General features: G+C 67.3%; 18 protein-coding genes and 1 tRNA gene. 6 read left to right on the top strand and 13 right to left on the bottom strand.

The genetic code is table 11. The features are described from left to right. Positions 1-147 precede the first annotated feature (147 nt). Together nirB and nirD are read left to right on the top strand one after the other, a co-directional pair. Positions 148-2,706, top strand: coding sequence for a nitrite reductase large subunit NirB (gene nirB, locus AKI39_RS06210; RefSeq protein WP_066633747.1), 2,559 nt, complete (start codon positions 148-150; stop codon positions 2,704-2,706). Further along, a complete protein-coding gene (gene nirD, locus AKI39_RS06205) occupies positions 2,706-3,068 on the top strand; it encodes a nitrite reductase small subunit NirD (protein WP_066633745.1) in 363 nt (120 codons plus the stop codon). The genes nirB and nirD overlap by 1 nt, the downstream gene beginning before the upstream one ends. Before the next feature lie 42 nt (positions 3,069-3,110). Here the strand turns inward: nirD and AKI39_RS06200 are convergent, their stop codons facing one another. The 3 genes from AKI39_RS06200 to AKI39_RS06190 all read right to left on the bottom strand — a co-directional run bounded on the left by AKI39_RS06200 (position 3,111) and on the right by AKI39_RS06190 (position 5,913). Next, positions 3,111-4,082: a Bug family tripartite tricarboxylate transporter substrate binding protein gene (locus AKI39_RS06200; RefSeq protein ID WP_066633742.1), complete on the bottom strand. Its 972-nt coding sequence runs from the start codon at positions 4,080-4,082 to the stop codon at positions 3,111-3,113. 7 nt (positions 4,083-4,089) lie between these two features. After that, complete coding sequence (locus AKI39_RS06195; RefSeq protein WP_066633739.1) at positions 4,090-5,010, bottom strand: NAD(P)-dependent oxidoreductase; 921 nt, start codon at positions 5,008-5,010, stop codon at positions 4,090-4,092. A 93-nt stretch (positions 5,011-5,103) separates the two neighbouring features. Further along, entirely contained in the window at positions 5,104-5,913 is an 810-nt protein-coding gene (locus tag AKI39_RS06190; protein ID WP_145925206.1) for an SDR family oxidoreductase, read from the bottom strand. Between the two features lie 239 nt (positions 5,914-6,152). Between AKI39_RS06190 and AKI39_RS06185 the strand changes: the two genes are divergently transcribed. After that, positions 6,153-7,568 carry an MmgE/PrpD family protein gene (locus AKI39_RS06185; RefSeq protein ID WP_066633736.1) on the top strand — a complete coding sequence of 472 codons (1,416 nt, stop codon included), beginning with the start codon at positions 6,153-6,155 and terminating at the stop codon, positions 7,566-7,568. Here AKI39_RS06185 and AKI39_RS06180 read toward each other — a convergent pair. The 3 genes from AKI39_RS06180 to AKI39_RS06170 form a co-directional block, all read right to left on the bottom strand. Further along, positions 7,565-10,726: an autotransporter serine protease gene (locus AKI39_RS06180; protein ID WP_066633733.1), complete on the bottom strand. Its 3,162-nt coding sequence runs from the start codon at positions 10,724-10,726 to the stop codon at positions 7,565-7,567. The two genes, AKI39_RS06185 and AKI39_RS06180, sit on opposite strands and share 4 nt — an antisense overlap. 123 nt (positions 10,727-10,849) lie before the next feature. After that, positions 10,850-12,052 carry an arabinose transporter gene (locus tag AKI39_RS06175; protein WP_066642299.1) on the bottom strand — a complete coding sequence of 401 codons (1,203 nt, stop codon included), beginning with the start codon at positions 12,050-12,052 and terminating at the stop codon, positions 10,850-10,852. An 81-nt stretch (positions 12,053-12,133) separates the two neighbouring features. Beyond that, complete coding sequence (locus AKI39_RS06170) at positions 12,134-13,486, bottom strand: amidohydrolase family protein (protein WP_066633730.1); 1,353 nt, start codon at positions 13,484-13,486, stop codon at positions 12,134-12,136. A gap of 136 nt (positions 13,487-13,622) precedes the next feature. Here AKI39_RS06170 and AKI39_RS06165 point away from each other — a divergent pair, with 136 nt between their 5' ends. Beyond that, positions 13,623-14,555, top strand: a complete 933-nt coding sequence (locus AKI39_RS06165; RefSeq protein ID WP_066633728.1) for a LysR family transcriptional regulator — start codon at positions 13,623-13,625, stop codon at positions 14,553-14,555. A 153-nt stretch (positions 14,556-14,708) separates the two neighbouring features. On the opposite strand, the gene AKI39_RS06160 is transcribed toward AKI39_RS06165, so the two are convergent. From AKI39_RS06160 to AKI39_RS06130, 7 genes are all read right to left on the bottom strand, one after another. Next, a complete protein-coding gene (locus AKI39_RS06160) occupies positions 14,709-15,524 on the bottom strand; it encodes an ABC transporter permease (protein WP_066633726.1) in 816 nt (271 codons plus the stop codon). Next, the gene (locus tag AKI39_RS06155) at positions 15,521-16,120 is read right to left on the bottom strand and encodes an ABC transporter ATP-binding protein (RefSeq protein WP_235610756.1); all 600 of its coding nucleotides are present in this window, start codon (positions 16,118-16,120) and stop codon (positions 15,521-15,523) included. The genes AKI39_RS06160 and AKI39_RS06155 overlap by 4 nt, the downstream gene beginning before the upstream one ends. 121 nt (positions 16,121-16,241) lie before the next feature. Continuing rightward, on the bottom strand, positions 16,242-16,592 hold the full coding sequence (locus AKI39_RS06150; protein ID WP_066633715.1) for a HepT-like ribonuclease domain-containing protein: 351 nt from the start codon (positions 16,590-16,592) through the stop codon (positions 16,242-16,244). Next, on the bottom strand, positions 16,585-16,875 hold the full coding sequence (locus tag AKI39_RS06145) for a nucleotidyltransferase family protein (RefSeq protein ID WP_066633713.1): 291 nt from the start codon (positions 16,873-16,875) through the stop codon (positions 16,585-16,587). The genes AKI39_RS06150 and AKI39_RS06145 overlap by 8 nt, the downstream gene beginning before the upstream one ends. A gap of 180 nt (positions 16,876-17,055) precedes the next feature. Beyond that, positions 17,056-17,132, bottom strand: a tRNA-Pro gene (locus tag AKI39_RS06140). A gap of 73 nt (positions 17,133-17,205) precedes the next feature. Further along, positions 17,206-18,321, bottom strand: coding sequence for an alkene reductase (locus AKI39_RS06135; protein WP_066633711.1), 1,116 nt, complete (start codon positions 18,319-18,321; stop codon positions 17,206-17,208). 80 nt (positions 18,322-18,401) lie between these two features. Then, entirely contained in the window at positions 18,402-19,076 is a 675-nt protein-coding gene (locus AKI39_RS06130) for a peroxiredoxin-like family protein (protein ID WP_066633707.1), read from the bottom strand. 161 nt (positions 19,077-19,237) lie between these two features. Between AKI39_RS06130 and AKI39_RS06125 the strand changes: the two genes are divergently transcribed. Both AKI39_RS06125 and AKI39_RS06120 read left to right on the top strand, forming a co-directional pair. Next, a complete protein-coding gene (locus AKI39_RS06125; RefSeq protein WP_066633700.1) occupies positions 19,238-20,137 on the top strand; it encodes a LysR family transcriptional regulator in 900 nt (299 codons plus the stop codon). A 250-nt stretch (positions 20,138-20,387) separates the two neighbouring features. Next, positions 20,388-21,104 carry a class II aldolase/adducin family protein gene (locus AKI39_RS06120; RefSeq protein ID WP_066633698.1) on the top strand — a complete coding sequence of 239 codons (717 nt, stop codon included), beginning with the start codon at positions 20,388-20,390 and terminating at the stop codon, positions 21,102-21,104. The last annotated feature ends 37 nt before the right edge of the window (positions 21,105-21,141 follow it).

Below are 21,141 nucleotides of genomic sequence, written 5' to 3'. Positions count from 1 at the left end.
CATGGCATGCATATTGCTTTGATGTTTATGCCGGGCGCGATCCCGGCCACACAATCCGAGCATCACAGGCAAAGGCGCCTTCGACCCCACGGTCGTCGGCGCCTTTTTGCCTTTTGAAAACGCAATCGCTACGCCCCGGTGATATCCATGAATGCAGCGCACCCCACGCATCCCCTCCAGACCCTGGTGGTGATCGGCAATGGCATGGTCGGCCATCATTTCGTCGAACAACTGATCGCCCAGGGCGCGCTCGACCGCTATCGCATTCTGGTCTATGGCGAGGAAACGCGGCGCGCCTACGATCGCGTGCATCTCTCGGAATACCTGGGCGGGCGCGACGCCGAGTCGATGGCCATGAGCGACGCGGCGTTCTACGAACGTCCCGGCCTGATCCTGCGCCTGGGCGTCCGGGTACAGGAAATCGATCGCCGCGCGCGCGAGATCGTCACCGAAGAAGGCCGCCAGCCGTACGACAAGCTCGTCCTGGCCACCGGGTCCTTTCCTTTCGTGCCGCCCGTGGCCGGCGCGGAAGGCACGGCCGGCCTGGTGTATCGCACGCTGGACGACCTGGACATGATCCGCGAGGCGGCCGCGGGCGCGCGCCGCGGGGTGGTGGTGGGGGGCGGCCTGCTGGGCCTGGAGGCCGCCAACTCCTTGAAGACGCTGGGACTGGAAGTGCACGTGGTGGAGTTCGCGCCGCGCCTGATGCCGGTGCAACTGGACGACTTCGGCGGCGCCGCATTGAAGTCGCGCATCGAAGCCCTGGGCGCCAGCGTGCACCTGTCGCGCTCCACGCAGGCGATCAAGCAGGGCCTGCGCTACCGCTACAGCATGCGCTTCGCGGAAGGCGAACCGCTGGAGACCGACCTGGTGGTGTTTTCGGCGGGCATCCGGCCACGCGACGGGCTGGGGCGTGCCGCCGGCCTGACGGTGGGTGAGCGCGGCGGCGTCGTCATCGACGATCATTGCCGCACCAGCGACCCGCATATCTACGCCATCGGCGAATGCGCACTTTGGAACGGCATGGTGTTCGGCCTGGTGGCGCCCGGCTACCAGATGGCGCGCACCGCCGCGGCCCAGCTGTGCGGGCAGGACGCCCAGCCGTTCACGGGCGCCGACATGTCGACCAAGCTGAAACTGCTGGGCGTGGACGTGGGCTCCATCGGCGACGCGCATGCCAGGACGCCCGGCGCGGTCAGCTATCGCTATATCGATGAAGCCGGCGCCAGCTATCGGCGCCTGGTCGTCTCCGGTGACGGCAAGCGGGTGCTGGGCGCGGTGCTGGTCGGGGACAACAGCTATTACGACACGCTGTTGCAGTACGCGCAGAACGGCATCGCGCCGCCCGCGGATCCCGCCAGCCTGATCCTGCCGGTGGGACAAGGCGCGCCGGCGCTGGGGCCGGACGCCCTGCCCGCCACGGCAACGATCTGTTCCTGCCACAACGTCAGCAAGGGCGCCGTATGCGCCGCCATCGACGACGGCTGCACGGACCTGGCTGCGGTGAAAGCGTGCACGAAGGCATCCACCGGCTGCGGCGGCTGCACCGCTCTGCTGAAGCAGGTCTTCGAACACGAGCTGTCGCGCCGTGGCGTGGCCGTCGACAAGAGCCTGTGCGAGCACTTTCCCTACACCCGCCAGGAGCTGTACGGCATGGTGCGCGTCGAAGGCATCGAGAGCTTCGAGGCGCTGCTGGCGCGGCATGGCCGTGGCGCCATCGGCTGCGATATCTGCAAGCCTGCCGTGGCGTCCATCCTGGCGTCGTGCTGGAACCGTCCCATCCAGGACCCCAGCCTGGTGCCGCTGCAGGACACCAACGATACCTTCATGGCCAATATGCAGAAGAACGGCACGTATTCCGTGGTGCCGCGCATTCCCGGCGGCGAGGTCACGCCCGACGGCCTGCTGGCCATTGCTTCCATCGCCAAGCAGTACAAGCTGTACACCAAGATCACCGGCGGCCAGCGCATCGACCTGTTCGGCGCGCAGCTGCACGAGCTGCCCGACATCTGGGAAGCCCTGATCGCGGCGGGCTTCGAGACCGGACATGCCTACGGCAAGGCCACGCGCACGGTGAAGTCCTGCGTGGGCAGCACCTGGTGCCGCTACGGCGTCCAGGACAGCGTGAAGATGGCCCTGCACATCGAGAACCGCTACAAAGGCCTGCGCGCCCCGCACAAGCTGAAGTTCGCGGTATCGGGCTGCACACGGGAATGCGCCGAGGCCCAAAGCAAGGACGTTGGTGTGATCGCCACCGAAAAGGGCTGGAACCTGTATGTCTGCGGCAACGGCGGCATGCGGCCCCGCCACGCCGAACTCTTCGCCACCGACCTGGACGACGCCACCCTGATCCGCTATATCGACCGCTTCCTGATGTTCTACATCCGCACGGCCGACAAGCTGCAGCGCACCTCGGTATGGCGCGACGCGCTCGAAGGCGGGCTGGATTACCTGAAGGCCGTCATCATCGACGACAGCCTGGGCCTCGCGGCCGAACTCGAGGCCCAGATGCAGCTGGTCGTCGACCGCTACGAATGCGAATGGGCCAATGCCCTGAAGGACCCGGAGAAGCTCAAGCGCTTCCGCACCTTCGTCAACGACCGGCGCGCCGATCCGGACATCCGCTTCGTGCAGGAACGCGGCCAGCCCCGGCCGGCGCGGCCGGATGAGATCCGCGCCATTCCCATCGTCGAGGAGATCGCCTGATGAACGCATCCGACAAGCGCCAGCCGGCCTGGCGCCCCATCTGCCAGCGCCGCGACCTGGTCGGCAATTCCGGCGTCGTTGCCCTGCTGGACGACGCGCAGATCGCGCTGTTCTATCTGCCGGGCCATGAAACCCAGACCCTGTACGCGATCGACAACCGCGATCCCAAGTCCGGCGCCAATGTACTGGGACGCGGCATCGTCGGCCAGCTCGGGGGAGAACTGGTGGTGGCCTCGCCTTTGTACAAGCAGCACTTCCGGCTGCGGGACGGCCAATGCGTGGAGTATCCGGAACACCGCCTGCGTACCTGGCGCGCGCGTTTCAACGGGGACGTCGTCGAGACGCTGCCGGACGTCATATAGGGGGACGGCGCCACGGGCGCCTGCCCGTGGCACGGCGGGAAACTACTGGGTCAGATGGCTGGACAGCTTGTCAACGGTGGCCTGCGCGCGCTTGACGGTCGCGGCGAACGCGTCCGGCGTGCTGCCCACCGGCTGGATCAGCAGGGGCTGCAGGACCTTCAGTACCTGCGGATCCTGCGCCGCCAGGTGCATGCCATCGGCGATTTTCATGACCACGGCATCGGGCGTTTTGGCCGGCACGAAGATGCCATACCAGTTATTGGTGAAGTCGACGTCGCCCAGGCCGCTTTCCGCATAGGTCGGTACGTCCGGGACTTCCGGCAGACGCTTGTCGCTGCTCAGCGCCAGGATCTTCATGGTGCCGGACTTGTGGTGCGGCACCACGGAAGACAGCCCCGTCACGACCATGGTGACGCGTCCTCCGATGATGTCGTTGACGGCCGCCGAGGTTCCGGCGTAGCGCACGTTGGTCATATCCTTCAAGCCCATCTTTTCAACCAGCCCCGTGCCGGCCAGCAAGGTGAACGGCTCACCGCTGGCCCAGCTGCAGCCTGCCGATGCCTGGGCGCAGGCCCGCTTCAGGTCCTCGATGGTCTGGATCGCGGTCCCGCCCTTCACCACGATGCCGGTGGGGCCGGACGCCAGCATGCTGACCGGCCGCAATTCGACCAACGGATCGCCCTCCATCGCCTTGTTGATGTATTTCAGCGCGGCGATGGCGGGGATGGAAATCAGCAGGGTATAGCCGTCCGGCGCCGCGCGCATGACCTGGCGGGTGGCGATCATGCCGTCCGCCCCGGGTTTGTTCTCGACGATGACCGGATGCTTCCAGTACTGCGTCAGGAAATTGGCGGTCGCGCGGGCGATGTTGTCGCTGCCTCCGCCGGGGGAGTACGGCACGACCAGCGTGACGGGCTTGTCCGGAAAGGTGTCTTCTCTTGCCTGCGCGTGGACCATCGTTCCCATGACTGCCAGGCCGGACGCGATGAGGGCTGCCGTGATTCGGGGCGTCATGGCGGCCTCACGCTTTCTGCGCGGCCTTGCCGCGTACCTCGACGCCCGCGGCCTCCTCGGCCAGTCGCACGATCTCGGTCATGTCGGCCTGGTCGCCCAAACGGGCAAGGGCATCGTTCAGCAGGTCCCGCACCGCGCTGCCCACGCGCAGCGGCGCGCCGATCGCCTCGCTTTCGGACAGGCACAGCCCCACATCCTTGGCCGACAGGCCCAGCGCGAAACCGAAGCCGAAGCTGCGGCTCAGGACGTACTTGGGAATCTTGTCTTCCGAGGCATTGCTGCGGCCCGATCCGGAATTGATGACCTGCACCATGATGTCGGGATCCAGGCCGGCCTTCACGCCCATCACCAGGGCTTCGGACGTCACCGCCAGCGCCGTCACCGAGACAAGGTTGTTGAGGACCTTCATGGTTTGCGCCAGGCCCGGCTTTTCGCCGATGTAGAAGGACTTGCCCAATACTTCCAGCACCGGCGCCAGCGTGTCGAAGGCGTCGCGCGGACCGGACACCATCAGGGCCAGCGTGCCCTTGGCCGCGCCGCCCATCCCACCGCTGACGGGGCAGTCGATCGACGCGATTCCCCGTTCGCCCAGCCCGCGCGCCAGGCGCTGCGCCGCCTGTGCGCCCGATGTGGACAGATCGACCACGATGCGCGCCGCCTTGCCGTGCACCAGTCCCTGCGCGCCCAGTGCTACTTCGGTCACGATGTCGGGCTTGGGCAGCGACACCAGCACGATGGACGCCGCGTCGGCCACCGCGCGCGGCGAGTCGGCCGCGCGCGCGCCCAGCGCCACCAATGCCTGTACGGCGTCCACCTGGGTGTCGTGGATCGTCAGCGGGTAGCCAGCTTCCAGCAGGCGCCGCGCCATGGGCGCGCCCATGCGGCCGATGCCCACGAATCCCAGGGCAGGTTTGGCTTTGTCGTTCATTGTCGCCTCCGTCTCGCGATGTGTAGGGGTTCTTGCTGTTCCGATATGCATCGGGTGCCTGCCGCGGTTGGCAGCCTTCGCGCCCGCGGCCCCTCAGGCCGCCGTCCAGCCGCCATCGACGGGCAGCATGGCGCCCGTAATGTCCGCGCCCGCCGGCGAACACAGCAGCAACACCATGGCGGCCACGCTATCCATCGCGACGAAGCGGCCGGTGGGCTGGCGAGCCCGCAGGTAATTCGCCGCGGCCGCTTCTTGGGAAATTCCCTGCTCCGCTGCCAACCCGGCGATCCGTTCGACGATGGGCGGCGTGGGCACCGTGCCCGGCATCAGCGCATTGCAGGTCACGCCCGTACGCGCGGCTTCGATGGCGATGGCGCGCGTCATGCCGATCAGCGCGGTCTTGGTGGTGATGTAGGCAATACGGTCTGGCGTCGCGCCCGCGCCATATACGGACGACATATTGACGATGCGTCCCCAGCCGCGCGCGCGCATGCCGGGCAGGCTTAGACGCACGGTATGGAAGGCGGCCGACAGGTTGACGGCCAGCGCCTCGTTCCATTGTTCCGTGCGCAGCGCGTCGACCGGGGCGAAATGCCTGACCACCGCGTTGTTCACCAGGATATCGATACCGCCCAGGTCTTTTTCGGCCTGGGCCATCATCGCCTCGATCTGGCCGACATCGTTCAGGTCCGCGCGCGACAGCAGGATGCGCGCGCCGCTCTCCCGCGCCAAGCGGTCCACCGCGGCCCGCGCCACGTGGTCCGGTTCGATCCCGTGCAGAATCACATCGGCGCCGGCGGCGGCCAGCCGGTGCGCGACGGCATAGCCCAGCCCCGCCACCGAACCTGTCACCAGCGCACGCCTGCCGCGCAGGGATGGCGAGAGTGCTTCGTCGTTCTCCATGATCGTTCCTGTCTCCGGGCCCGCGTGGGGGCGGGCGGACAACGATACGCCTTGCGGTCAAGTCGGTATGATTGTATTACTAGTACTGAGCTGCACTATAGCCATATTCAGTCAATCATACAATCCTCGCCTCGGCTCGCGAGACAGCCCGTGCACGCGCATATCCCAACCCGGCCACGGGCGATGAGCATGCGCGAATATGGGGCACGACGATCCGCCGGCGTTTGCCTGGAGCACCCATGAGCGACCTGCCCGACCTGGACAATTTCGGTCCCCTCACCGGCGACGTGGCCCGGTTCGCCGCGGAATGGCCATGGGAAGACATCCCGGACACCGTACGCCACGAAGCCAAGCGGTCCCTGCTGAACTACTTCGCGGTCGCGCTGGCCGGCGCCACCGACACGACCTTGGACATCGCCGCACGCGTGTTCGCGCCATTCGGGGCAAGCCGGCAGGCCGATGTGATCGGGCGCGGCATGCGCACCGACATCCTGCACGCGGCCAGCCTGAACGCCATGGCCGCCAACGTCTTCGATTTCGACGATACCCACCCTCCCACCATCATTCACCCCACTGCCCCGGTGGCGCCGGTGGTCTTCGCGCTGGCCCAGGCCCACGGCGCCAGCGGCGCGCGGCTGCTGCACGCATTCATCCTGGGCGCGGAAATCGAATGCCGCATGGGCAATGCCCTGACGCTGGGCCACTACGCGCGAGGCTGGCATATCACCTCGACCTGCGGCGTCTTCGGCGCGGCCATCGCGGCCGCGCGCATGATGGGCCTGGACATGCGCCATACGGCCTGGGCCCTGGCCAGTGCCGGCAACCAGACTGGAGGCCTGGTGGAGACCCTGGGGACGATGGCGAAAAGCATTGCCGTCGGCAACGCCGCCCGCAACGGACTGCTGTCCGCGCTGCTCGCGCGCGAAGGCTATGCCGGTCCCGACCAGCCGCTGGAAGGACCGCGCGGCGTGCTGAACGTGTTGTCGGATACTCCGGCGCCGGCGCGGCTCAACGACGAACTGGGCCTGCGCTGGGAGCTGTGCGGCAATACCTACAAGCCCTACCCTTGCGGCGTGGTGCTCAATCCGGTGATCGAGGCCGTCCTGGCGCTGCGGCGCGATCCGGCCCTGGCCACGCCGGACCTCGCGCGGGTGGCGCGGGTGGACCTTACCGGCCACCCGCTGCTGCGCCAGCGCACCGACCGCCCGGGGGTGCGCACCGGGCGCGAATCGCAAGTCAGCGCCCAGCATGCCGTCGCCGCCGCCCTGCTGCACGGACGCGCCGGCCTGGCGGAATTCTCCGACGCCGCCGTCGCGGATCCACGCACGCACGCCCTGGATGCGCGACTGCATTTCCACGATGACGAGCGCAGCACGGTCGACGCCGTGGAGGTCCGCATCACGCTGGCCGACGGCCGCGTCCTTGCGCATCGTGTCGCCGCCGCGCGAGGCTCCGCCGCCAACCCGCTATCCGATGCCGACATCGAACAGAAGGTGCGCGAGCTCTGTGCATATGGCGGCACCGGCTGCGATCCCCAGGCCATCATCGACGGCGTGTGGGTCCTGGATGGACTGGCCGACGCCGGCGGCCTCATGGCCTACGCCAGGGGAACCCCACGGTTGGACGCGCAAGGCCATGCGCAGCCTGCGGCCTAGAACATCCAGACGGCGTCGGCCTTGAGCGCATGCGACTGCGCGCCACGCGCCAGCTGGGCCGTGTAGCCCAGGCCGAGCCGCATGCCGCGATCCGTATACACGCTGGCGCCCGCCTCCAGCAGCATGGCGTCGCGTGCGACCGGCGTGCCCTGCACGTCGAAGCCATTGCCCTGCGCGAACCGCACACGCGCTGCCGGCGCGATGTTGCCGTAGGCATGGCGCCAGCCGGCGCCGGCATGCAGCGCCCATCGGGAGCCGTCCTTCATCTCCCCGCCGGTGTCCCCGCGCAGGCCCAGCGTGGAATAGCCCAGCCGCTGCGCGGCGGCGTCCGCATGGAGTGCCGCGTTGCCCGATTCACGGAAGGCGCGACGGCGCGTGTCGACCCAGGCCAGGCCGGCATAGGGTTCGACCGTGACGCCGCCCAATGCATACGGCAATCCCGCTTCCGCGAATACTTGGGCCGTGCCGGCCTTGTAACGGCCTTCCGCCGTTTCCAGCCCGGCTGTCTCCCGGCGGGCCGATACGCCATGCCAGGTATAAGCGGCGCCGTAGCGGACCTGAACGCCGGCCGCCGTGCGGGCGTGGTCCGCCCTATCGGCGGCACCATCGCCTGGCGCGGAAAGTGGCACATTACCGTAGGCGCCCAGCGTATAGCTGTCGACCTTGGCGTGGCTGCCGCGGTCGCGGACCTTCATCCCGCCGCTGGTGAAACCCGCCATCAAGCCCAGGCGTGCCCCGCCGCCGGCGCGGCCTGGCAGCGGCATGTCGGCGCCCAGGAACAGGCCCGAGCTTGTCGCGTCGAACCCTGCCGTATCGAGGTTGCCGGACATGCGATCCCGCGCTCCCGCATACTGGGCCCACACCGCCTTGCCGGTATCGTCCTGGACGACGGACTGCGATTGGGCGGAAGCGAAGCGGCCTCCCACGGCGCTCGCGCCGCCACCGCCACGACCACTGCCAGCCCCACTGCCCGCCCCATAGCCGCGCCCCATTGCCTGCGCCCGGCCCAGCATCCCATCGCGCACCTGTGCGGATTGCATGGTGAACGCAGTCAGCGCGCTGGCATGCGCTTCGCCGGACCAGCGGTCGAAGCGGCGTGTCAGGCCGTCGGCTTGCGTCGCCATCACCGTGACGTCATACGGTGCCACCCCGACGCCGGCCGTGTCCAGCGCGGCCGCCACCGCACGCTGGTTCGGCGTGCGCGCGGCCGTGGCAAAGGGCGTGGCATCGCGCCGCACGGCGAAGCGATAGCGCGTGGGATCGCTGCCGCGCACGCCCTGGTCCAGGTCCAGGAAGAGATAAGGATCCGGCACCTTGGCATAACTGCCCTGGATTCCGCCATCGGCGCGTAGCACGATGTAATCCCGGTTCACCGCTTTCGGCCCTATGCCTTCGATGCGCAAGGTGGCGTTGTCGATACGCGCGCTTCCTTGTACCTCGATAAGATCCGACGAGCTGCCGTCCTCGCTGATGCCGGCGACATAGATGCCTTCGGTGTGCTGGACGTAGTTGCCCGCCACGCGCAGCGCCGCGCCGGGATTGCCGGGGGCCACCGTTCCGGCGACTTCGGCCGATCCCACCGTGCCGGTCCCGGCCAGCGTGCCGTCCCGTTCGACGCGGACCGCCGAGCGCGCGATCGAACCGTACACGCCCAGCGTGCCGCCCTTCACCGTGGTGGGGCCGGTGTAGGTATTGTGGCCCGTCATCACCAGCAGGCCGCGGCCGCGCTTGGTCATGCCCCCCGAGCCGACGATATCGTTGGACCACCAGGAGTCGTGCCCCCGGGTATCCACATCGAAGACAGGCGCGAAGCCCGCCGCGCCAAATTCCACTGGTCCTCTCACCGCGCGGCCCAGGTCCAGCAGTCCCCAGCCATAGACGAAGGGGTCGGCCAGATGCCCGGTGCGGTCGGCGGACGTCAGCACGATCTCGCGGAGCTGGCGCATCGTCATGTAGGGGAAGGCGTGCTGCATAACGGCGAGGGCCCCCGTTACCATCGGCGCTGCAAACGAGGTGCCGATTATGCCGTCGACGGCATAGCCATTCTTTCCGTAGGGGACGGTCATCGCCGACGATGACCAGGATCGGGCATCGTACGGATAGTCGCCCCCCGGCGCCGCCATACACCAACGCCATGCCACACCACAGCTATTGCTGTAGGACGCAATCTGCTTGTTCGGCCCCACCGCCACCACGGCGATCACGGTCGCTTCGATATCGCTGAAATCCAGGTCCTGCAAGCGGCTGTCCGTGGGGTCGATCGTCACGAAGTCTTCCGCGCCATACCGCGGATCGTGGAAGATACGTTTAGGATCCACGATGCGGTAAACACCGGCGCCATGGTTGGCGGGGCGGATATAGGGCAACAGGCCCATGCTGGACGGATGCATCGCGGCAACGGGATGCTCCAGATATTCGTTACCCGCCGCATAAACCATCACCACATCGTGGGCGGCGGCGTAACGCAAGGCCTGCACCTCCTCGCTGTGACCAACGATCGTACGGCCATCGATGTCCAGCAAGAAGGTCTGCACCGCCTGGGGCCGCGGCACCATATTCCCGTTGCCATCGTCGGCATACAGGAGGGGAAAGACATCGTAGCCATAACTGCCGTTGATCACCCGGGCCCCGCGATCGACGGCGTCTGGTATCGCGGCGCCGCCCTGCGTACCACCATTCGGTGTGCCGTAGGAAATGGAGATGAGCTCGGCCTCATGAGCAACACCGTGCATGCCGCGTCCGTCCCGGGCGGCGGCCAGCACGCCGGCCACTGCCGTACTATGCTCGCCGCGCCAGCCGACCTCCATCGAGCGCGCCGGTCCTATCAGGGCCCATTGCAAGGTACGCCCCGAGAACTCGTGGTGATCCAGGACGTCGCCATCGTCGACCACGCCTACCCGCACACCCTTTCCGGTATATCCAAGCGCGTAGGCGTCGGCCGCGTGGATCGCTTCAAGCCCCTGCGAAGCCTGGTATTCCTGCGTACGGTAGTCCCCCGGCCATCGTGATTCCGGCACACCGCCCGCCGCGCAGGCCGAGGATGGGAGGAACAGGCCGGCGGCCAGCGCGCCGCCCCACCCCCAGAACCTTGCGCGCTTGCCGCTACGCTCCTTCTTGCTGCTGCCTTTTTTTCTGCTGTTCTTGCTGTTGCCGTACATACTGCTCGCCTGGACTGAAGGAGCAGCTTGTGTGCGGCCGTCCATCAGAATGTTCCTGGCGTTCCCGACGATGGAAGCCGGCCATTCCACGACTTACCGTGACGCTCGATCCGGCGCAAATTCTCATCGCGCGGCAGCCCCTCGGGCAACCGCGATCAAGGCCACGCCCGCCAACGCACATGCCCCGCCCAGCGCATACACCGCGGCATAGCCGAAAGTGCCGGCCACCAGTCCCGCCGCGGGGCCGGCCAGTCCATAAGCGATGTCCAGGAAGGCCACGAAGCCGCCCATGGCGCTGCCCCGGTTCGCGGGGGGCACGCGCTTGAGCGCTTCGACACCCAGACCGGGAAACACCAGCGCGCATCCCAGGCCAGTGACGAGCGCGCCGCCCAGCGCCATCCATACATTGGGCGCGGCTTGGATCATGAACTGCCCCGCGGCTTCCACGGCCAGCGACCACAGCGCGACGCGATAGCCGCCGATCCGGTCCGGCAGATGGCCCAGCACGAGCCGCACGAAGATGAACCCGATGCCGAAGGCGGTCATCACCAGCCCCGCACCGCCCCAGTGTTGGGCGGCGAAATAGAGGGAGGCGAAGGCCGCCAGTCCGGAGAGGCCGACGCCGGACAGCATCAAGCCCAGGCCCTCGCGCCATATCTGGCCGATCATGCGGTAAAACGGCAGGCGCTGGCCGCCCGCGGACAGGTAGGCGCTCGCGCCGAAGGCGATGGCGGCCGCCAGCAAGGGCAATACGATGCAGGCCGCCATGGCCGCGACGAAGCCCCAGCCGGTATAGAGCGACATGCCGATGGGCGCACCGATGGCCAGTGCGGCGAACATGGCGATGCCGGTCCACGACATCGACATGCCTGCCCGCGCCGGCCCCACCGAGGCGATCGACCAGGATACGCAGCCGGTGACGAACTGGCTCTCTCCCAGCCCGGCCGCCAGCCGGCCGGCCACCACGATGGCCAGGCTGACGGCGGGCGGCAGGCCGGGCAGCGCGGCAAGCAGATAGAGCAGCCCCCCGCAGGCCGAAAAGCCCGCCCCCTGAAGCGCCGCGCGCTTGCCGCCCTTGTGGTCGGTCACCCGGCCGGCATAGCCGCGGGTCAGCACCGTGGCAAGGAACTGTATGCCGATCACCAGCCCCACGACCACGCTGTCGAAGCCGAGTTTGTCGTGGATGAACAGCGGCATGACCGGCAGCGGCAGGCCGACGGCCAGGTAACCGCAGAACAGCGCCGCGATGACGGCGGGGGCGGGCCGGGACAGGTAGGCCGGCGTGGCGCCGGCCCGCCCTGCCGATTTCAGGGTCAACGATGACATGATGAAGTCCAGGAGTTCATGGATGGATGTCCCGGCCGCGGCAGGCACGGCCGGGCACGTTTCGGTAAAGGGCGGTCCGGGTCAAGCCGCGGTTTTCAGCGGCGTGGCGGCGCCGTCGAACAGGCCCGGGCGATAGCCGCTGGCGCCCAGCAGGTAGTCGCGCGAGCCGATGGCTTCCGCGGTCAGCTTGGCCACGTCGATGTCCAGCAGCTGGCCGGCGCGCTTGCGCAGGCGGCCGCCCACCATGACGGTGTCGACGTCGGCGCGCTCGACCGCCTGCACCACCGTACCGATCGCGTGGGTGACGGGCGCCACGGCGATGCCGCCGGTACGGACCATGATGATGTCCGCCTGCTTGCCCGGGGTAAGCGTGCCGATGTCCCGTTCCAGTCCCGCCGCGCGCGCGCCGTTGACGGTGGCCGCCCGCAACACGGCCTCGACCCCGATCGGCGCCGGCACATCGGCTTCGCCACGGAAACGCCGGTAGCGCATGGCGCAGCGCTGCTGGTTGAACAAGGCGCGCATCTCGCCGAACAGGTCGCTGCCGAAGGCCGTGTCCAGGTCGATGCCCAGGGCCGGCGCCAGACCATGGTCCACGGCCTGCTGGTAGGCGCAAGTCTCGTCGTCGAAGCCGAACAGCGCATCCGAACGCGGGTTGACGGTCACGTTGACGCCGGCGTCGGCCAGCAGCATCCAGGTCTCGCGCGGCAAGCGGGTGCAGTGGTTGAAGATGTTGTGCGGGCCCAGCACGCCCGGCTGTGCGAACGCCGGCCCCAGCTTGGCCAGATCGCCGATGAATTCCGTCAGGATGCGCATATCGAGCCCGCGCGCCACCTTCCACCAGTCCAGGTTGAATTGGCCGAAGAGGCCGACGCGGACGCGGCTGCCGCCGGTGTTCCATATGCGCGCCAGGCGTTCGAGGTCACCCGGCAGGTGCGCGGACGACGCCTGCTTGTCCATGGCGGGGCCGACCATGTGCAGGGCGCGTATTCCCGCGGATTCCAGCGCTTCCAGCGCGGCATCGGTATGCGCGGGGCTGCGCGAGCTGTGGCAGGCGTCGATGATCGTGGTGATACCCGCGTCCAGGGAGGCGGCCGCCGTCAGCTTGGTGCTCAGGTACATATCCAGCGGGCGGTAATGCGCGCCCAGCGTTTCCGCCACCACGCCGATATAGGCGAACAAGTCGTCGACGTCGGGCATCATGCGGCGCATGACCCCCAGCCAGGCATGGTGGTGGGCGTCGACCAGGCCGGGCATCACGATGCAGCCGCCGGCGTCGATGATCTCCGCGCCATCCGCGGGAATATCGGTACCGACGGCGGCGATGCGCTCGCCTTGCACCAGGACGTCGCCAGTGGCCAGGTTGGGAACATCGGCATCCGTCGTCACGATGGTGCCGCCCTTGAAAATACGCTTGCCGGTGATGAATGACATCGTGGGCTTCCTCGTTATCGGGTTCAGGATCCGCGACCGTTGCGTCGCGCCGCGAACGAAAGATAGGCCCAGGCGGATTTTTGATTAAGATAGTGTTGTTCACAACATTGTTGCCAAAAAGCAAAGGTCGCCGAATATGGGCTTCGATGGCAGGCTGCTTGCGGGAATGAGCGTGCTGGCGGCGGTGGTGGAAACCGGCAGCTTCACGCGCGCCGGCGAGGTGCTCGGCTTATCGGCGTCCGGGGTCAGCCGCGCGGTGTCGCGGCTGGAGACACGCATCGGCGTCAGGCTGCTGGACCGCACCACCCGCGCGCTGCACCTGACGGGCGAAGGCGCCCGGCTTTATCAGCTGGCGGCGCCGCACCTGTCCGGCATCGAAAACGCCGCCAATACGGTGGCCGGGGCAGCGGTCGCGGTCCGCGGGTCGCTGCGCGTCAGCCTGAATCCCCTGTTTTCGCAATACGTCATGGCAGCGCGGCTGGTCCAGTTCACCGAACGCTATCCGGAGCTGGACCTGACGGTGCTGCAACTGCCCGACGTGGGCGACCTGGTGGCCGAAGGCGTGGACGTGGCGGTGCGCTTCGGTCCGCAGCCGGCGTCCGGCATGTCCTCGCGCCTGCTGTTGGAAACACGCGTCCTGACAGTGGCCGCGCCGTCCTACATCAAACGCCACGGCTGTCCCAAGACGCCCACGGGCCTGACCGAACACAACTGCATCCAATTCATCGACCCCAGGCGGGGCAAGCCCTACCCCTGGGAATTTCATCGCGGCAAGGAAATCGTGCACGTGGCCACCCGCGGCCGGCTGACGCTGATCGACGTCGATACGCTGATCCAGACCTGCCTGGCGGGGGGCGGTGTCGCACAGATGCTGGCCTTGGGCGTGGGACACCTGGTGGCCAGCGGGGCCCTGGTGGACCTGTTTCCCGACTGGTCCAGCGAAACCTATCCGCTGTACGCCGTGCGCCCATCGCGGCGCCTGCCCTCGGCCGCCGTGGAAGCGTTCCTGGGCTTTTGCCGGGAAGTCTGTGAAAGCGCCGCCGGTGGATATGCCGCGAAGCTGGGCTGACACGATGCAGGAAGCACGCGGCAATATACGGCGGGATCACGCCGACGGTGGATATGCCGCGAAGTTGGGCTGACACGATGCACGAACCACGCGGCAATACCCGGCGGGATTACGCCGCTGGCGCACCGCGCCGCCGCGGCGCGCGGCGCCCCGTTACCGGCCGGGCCGGCGCGCGGGGTCCTGCAGCCTGTCCAGGCGCAACCGGTCCCGCGCGTCGGTCAGACGCTTCATCGCCGCATAGGCCGCGCCCATCGCGGCCAGCGCACTGGCGCCGCACAGCAGGAACATCAGCAGGATCTGGTACTTGGCCGCTTCCACCGGGTCCATGCCCGCGATGATCTGGCCCGTCATGATGCCGGGCAAGGTGATGATGCCGGCGGCCGACATCTGGTTGATGCTGGGAACGATGCCCCGGCGCACCGATTCACGCAGCAGGCCGGAAAACGCCTGCCGCGCGGGCGCGCCCAGTGCCAGCCTAGCTTCGATACCCGCGCGCTCGCGGCGCACGCCGGACAGCATCGTATCCAGGCTCAGACTGGCCGCGTTCAAAACGCTGCCCAATACGATGCCGACCAGCGCGATGGTATAGCGCGGGTCATACCAGGGATCGGGCCGCATCGCGGTCTGCAGGACGAACATGGCGGTGACCAGCGTCGTCGAGATCACCGTGAGCGCGGCGACGATCCCGTTGCCGTGCCCCTGCATCCGGACGGCCGGACGCGCGGCGACCTCGCGCGCGGCCAGCGCCATCATCACCGCGCAGACCAGCACGGTCAGCCACGCGGACGCATGCGAGAACACCAGACGCAGGATGTGCCCGACCAGCAGCAGCTGCACGATCGTGCGTGCCGCCGCCCACAGCACCTGGCCGTGCAGGGCCAGCCGCATGCCCATGGATATCAGCGCGGCCAGCGCCACCAGGCAGGCGGCCAGGGCGATGTCGGCGGCGCTCAGGTAGATGACGTTCATGCGGCGCGTTCCAGCAGCCCCTGATGCAGGCGCCAGCAATGCGTGGCCACGCGCCGCGCCTGCTCGGCGCTATGCGTGACCCACAGCACCGCCGCGCCGTCGCGCATACAGCCCTGGATCTCCTGCTCGACCCGCAGGGTGGTCTGCGCATCCAGCGCCGCGGTGGGCTCGTCCAGCAGCAGGACGGGAGGACGCAGCAACAAGGCGCGGATCAAACCCAGCCGCTGCCGTTCGCCGGTGGAGAGTTCATGCACCATGGCATCGAGCTTGTCCGCGGACAGGCCAAGACGTTCCATGATAGGCGTGGCGACGTTCGGGTCCGGGAAGTGCGGCGCCACCTGTTCATGCCACCAGCCTGCTTCGGCCTGGCAATACACGACCTGCCGCCGCCATTGCGGTCCGGACATCCGCGACCGCGGCACGCCGCGCAAGGCGGCGGTTCCGTGGCCAGGATCCAGGTCGGCGATCAGCCGCAGCAGCACGGATTTCCCCGCCCCGGAGGGCCCCATGACCGCATGGCAGTCGCCCGGCTCGCAACACAGGTCCACCGGCGCCAGGCGCGGGGACGATAGCTGATTCAGTTCCAGTAAGGGCATGGCGGGAATCATACTGAATCGCGCCGGTGCGGCTCCACGTGGGAACGTGAGTGGTCGATTTCTCCTGCTCGGCCCCGCCTTGATCCGACCGCATGCGCTGCCGACCGCAATCGCACCACCCTTAGGCTTTGTGCTTCAATCCGATCAGCAAAGACAGCAGGTCGGGAACGTCATCCCTGATGATGCTCCAGACGGTATCATCGTCGATCCCGAGATAGCCGTGGATAAGGCGATTTCGTGTGGCAATGACCATCCGCCACGGGATGGCGGGATTCGCCGCCCGAACATCATCCGGAATGTGGGTGGCTGCCTCGCCGATCAATTCCAGATTGCGTAAAGTCGCATCGTAGGTGATGCCACTTGCCACGAATCTTGCCTGATCAAAGCCGTCGGTATAGGCGACAACCTTCTCGGCGAACTCGATCATGTCATCGAGGTAGAAGTGCCATTGCCTGCCTTGGATATCAGACATTGATCTGGTCCTGCGCGATATACGGACGCAGTCTCGGGCGAAGGGCCTTTTCCGTCACGAGATCGACGGAACAACCCAGGGCGTCTTCTAGATAGAACTGGACGCCGAAATAGCGTTTGGACGTGGCCGGGCCGTCGAAGTCGACCAGGACATCGACATCGCTGTTGCTGGTTGCAGCCCCCCGGGCGGTGGAGCCAAACAGGGCCAGCCGCGTCACGCCGAAGCGGGCCGCCAATTCCGGTTTGCTGCGCCTCAGGACATCGAGGGCACGTTGCTTGTCCATAGACCTGGATCCATCTCAAGACCGCCAACACAGAGGTACGGCGCATCGACATCTGGCAGAGATCTGCCGATTTTACGTCCGAAACGAGGTGTTATCACGAGCCACCAGCCGCACACCGCTGCCGGTAAAACCGCGAAAAAGGAAAAGGGCTTACAGCGTCATATCTGTAAGCCCTTGATTTGGTCGGGGCGGCGGGATTCGAACTCGCGACCCTCTGCTCCCAAAGCAGATGCGCTACCAGGCTGCGCTACGCCCCGATGGGCGCCATTCTATCGAAAACCCGATGGGTTTCCAGAACGACGGGGATGGATTGTACCCGTCTCTGGCGCGCTATGCCGGCATGGGCTCCCGATGGGACGCATAGTCCGTATAACCGCGGTGATCGCCGCCATAGAAGGTGTTCCGGTCATACGTCGTCAACGGCAGGCCGAGACGGAAGCGCTCGGGCAGGTCGGGGTTGGAAATGAAGAAGCGCCCGAACGCGACCAGGTCTGCATCGCCCGCGGCAAGAATCTGCTCCGCGCTCTCGCGCGAGAAACCGCCCGCCGCGACGATAGGCCCCTTGAATAGGCCGCCCAGGCTTTTCGATGCGACGGCCGGCGCGTCCAAGGCCAGATCCTCGTAGCCCCGGATGCGCGGCTCGACCACGTGCAGGTACGCCAGGCCGTATCGATTGAGCTGCTCGGCGACATAGCCGAAGGTCCCGACTGGATCGCTGTCGGACATGGTGCCGAACTTGCCGCTGGGAGAAATCCGCACGGCCACCCGGTCGCCGCCCCATACGCCCACCAGCGCCTCCACCGCTTCCAGCAGGAAGCGCGCGCGGTTTTCGATAGGGCCGCCGTAGGCGTCGGTGCGCAGGTTCGAGCCGTCCTGCAAAAACTGGTCAGGCAAATAGCCATTGGCCGCGTGCAGTTCGACCCCGTCAAAGCCCGCTTGCTTCGCCCGTTCGGCGGCTTGCCGGAATTCCTCGATCACGAGGGGGATTTCCACGGCCGCCATCGCGCGCGGCACGACCTGGTCCACCTCCAGGAAGGCTCCGGCGGCGTCCCGGACCACCGCCTTCTCCTCCGACCGGATGGCGGAAGGCGCGATGGGCAGCTCGCCGCCCATATTGTCCGGATGCGCCTGCCGGCCACCGTGCCAGAGCTGCAGGAAGATGCGCGCGCCGCGCGCATGCACCGCGTCCACCACACGCTTCCAGCCGCGCTGCTGCGCGTCGGTATGGATACCGGGTGCGCCGGCATAGGCAATGGCGCGCGGCGAAACGGCGGTGGCCTCGGCGATCAGCAGCGCGCCTTTCGATGCCCGCTGGGTGTAGTACTGGACCATCAGGTCGCCCGGCACATCGCCGGCATCGGTGCGCATGCGGGTGAGCGGTGCCAGCACCACGCGGTGGGAGACCGCATAAGGGCCGACTTGGGTGGGTGTGAACAGCGTGGACATCTTCTTTCCTATTTGCAGGGTAAGCGGGGTGGCCCCATCAACGGCTGGGGGCCGCGCCGCAATCAAGGGGGAAGCGCCGTTCAGGCGGCCTTGCCGGCGGCCTGGCGCAATGCCGGCAGCATCTCTTCCGGCTCGGGACGGCGGGTGTAATCAGGGTTCACTTCGGCGTAGACGATCGTGCCGTCTTGCGCGATGACGTACCGGGCCGGCATCGGCAGCGTCCACTCGGGATCGTCGTTAAAGCGCGGCAGGTCGTTCTTCAGGCCCTGGTACAAGGCCACCAGGTAGTCGGGCAGCTTGAACTTCAGGCCGAAGCTCGCGCCGACTTCGCCTTTCACGTCGGACAGGATGGGGAAGGTCAGGTTGTTCTGGCGGGTCGACTTGCGGCTGTTCGGCGCGGTCTGCGGGGAAATGGCCACCAGGCTGGCGCCCAGTTCCTGGAACGACGGCAGCGCCGCCTGCAGGGCCTGCAGCTCCATATTGCAGTAGGGGCACCAGACGCCGCGGTAGAAACTGACGACGAGCGGCCCCTTGGCCAGCAGCTCGGCGGAGGACACCGTATTGCCTTCGGGATCTTGCAGCGTAAAGGCAGGCGCTTTGTCGCCCACCTTTTTGGCGCGTTCGGCCAGGCCGGAGGCCTTGAGTTCCGCAGTGGCGCGGTGCATGGTCTCGATGACCGAATACGGCACGTTATACGGGGGCTTTCCAGCTTCGAAGTCGGCTTTGAACGCATCGAGTTGGGCTTGAAGAGACATGGCGTTTCCTTTGCTTGGTGGGTAGTAGGCAGACCGGCCTTCGCGTCGCCCGCCAAACCTGGGCGGCGTTGCAGCGAGTCCATAACCCGTAATGTGCTCATTCCACTTTCAATGCGGTAGCCGCGGATCAGTGATATTGTTCATTCCAAAGGAGAATAAGCATGAACCGACTATCCGCCATGGAAGCCTTCGTTCTGGTCGTCGATACGGGGTCTTTTTCCGGGGCGGCGAGGCAGCTTCGCATCGGCCAGCCCGCGGTATCCAAGGCAATCGCGCAGCTGGAAACGCATCTGGGGGTAAGGCTGCTGCTGCGCTCGACCCATGGCCTGACCCCGACGGAGTCGGGGCAAAACTTCTACGAGCATGCCAAGCGCGCGCTGGAGGAGGTGGAAGAAGCCGAACTGGCAGCGCGCGGCGCCAGTGCCGCGCTGTCGGGACGCCTGCGGGTGAGCGCGGCCGTCACCTTCGCCCGTCTGCACGTGATGCCGCTATTGCCGGAGTTCCTGGAGGCGTACCCATCCTTGGACATCGACCTGTTCCTGGATGACCGCAATCTGGACCTCATCGAGGCAGGTATCGATGTCGCGCTGCGCATGGGCGCGCTGACGGATTCCGCATTGACCGCGCGCAAGATCGCCCAGGGGCGCCGCATGGTGCTCGGGACTCCCGCCTATTTCGAGCGGATGGGCGTGCCGGCGGCGCCACTGGACCTGCTCGGCCACCAGGCCATCATCTACGACCAGCGGGGCGGCGGGGCGGCCTGGGTCTTCAAGCAGGGGGCCAACGAGACGGCGGTTACCCTCAGGGGCAGGGTGCGGGCGACCGCGGCCGAGGGCATCCGCGAGGCGGTGTTATCCGGGCTGGGCCTGACCGTTTCATCGGAATGGATGTTCGCGCCGGAACTGGAATCGGGGCAGGTGCGCCCCGTCCTGGCCGAATGGGAGCTGCCGCCCCTCGACCTGTGGGCCGTCTTTCCAACGGGCAGGCAGGCCAGCGCCAAGGCCCGCGCATTCACATCGTTCATGCAGGCCCGGCTGTTCGCCCATTCCGGACCGGCATAACGCCTTCTCCGCATCCGCCCACCCGGGATCGCCCTCGTCTACGTAATGCGACCGTGCGGAGACCTCGCCTGTTGCCTCCGCTTCCCCATCGAAGAAATAAGCCACATGGTGGCGCCCCTATCGCATCCAGGGTTTGCACTGAATACGGTACGAATACCAAATATGGTACTTTGCCGTTTTCCCGCGGCGCGCCTCGCGCCGCCCGCTGAATCGCTACCGCCGGTTCATCGCCCTCTGGAAGCACGCACACATGGCTACCGACCTGACCACCCTGAAACGCGATCTGGCCCTGGCGCACCGCCTGCTCGTGGACCAGGGGGCGATGGATGCGTTCGGCCACGTCAGCGTGCGGCATCCCGACCGGCCCGACCGCTTCCTGCTGCCGGTGTCGGGCGCGCCCAGCCGCGTGACGCCCGACGACATCATCGAATACGACATGAACGCCGAACCCGTGCAAGCCACGTCGGCGGGCCTGTTTTCCGAGCGCATCATCCATAGCGCCATCTTCCGCGCCCGTCCGGACGTGGGCGCGGTTTGCCATCATCACTCGCCTTCGATCATGCCGTTCGCCCAAACCGGCGCCCCGCTCCTGCCCAGTTGCCAGACCGGCGCGGCAATGGGCGCGCGGGTGCCCTATTGGGACAGCCGCGACGAATTCGGCGATACGCGCCTGCTGGTGGTCACCCAGGCCGAAGGCGATTCGCTGGCGCGCGCGCTGGGGCCCTGGTGGACGGTGCTGATGCGGCGGCACGGCGCCACGGTGGTGGGACGCGATCTGCACGAATGCGTCTTCCGCACGGTGCACGGCTGCGCCGATGCGGCCAACCAGATCCGCGCCGCCGCACTGGGCGCGGTCCAGCCGCTGAGCGAACAGGAACAAAACCTGGCCGGCACGCTGCGTCCCGATCCCATCATGCGATGCTGGAATCACTGGCTGGCCGTGATGGCCCCGCAGCTGCGCCTGTAGAACCCACGTGACGGGCCTGCTGTGCCGCGCTCAGTCC

Origin of the sequence: Bordetella sp. H567, from assembly GCF_001704295.1 — a bacterium.
Classification (GTDB): Bacteria; Pseudomonadota; Gammaproteobacteria; order Burkholderiales; family Burkholderiaceae_B; genus Bordetella_C.
The sequence above is the reverse complement of the archived record's forward strand: the minus strand, read 5'-3'. Positions and strand labels throughout refer to the sequence as shown.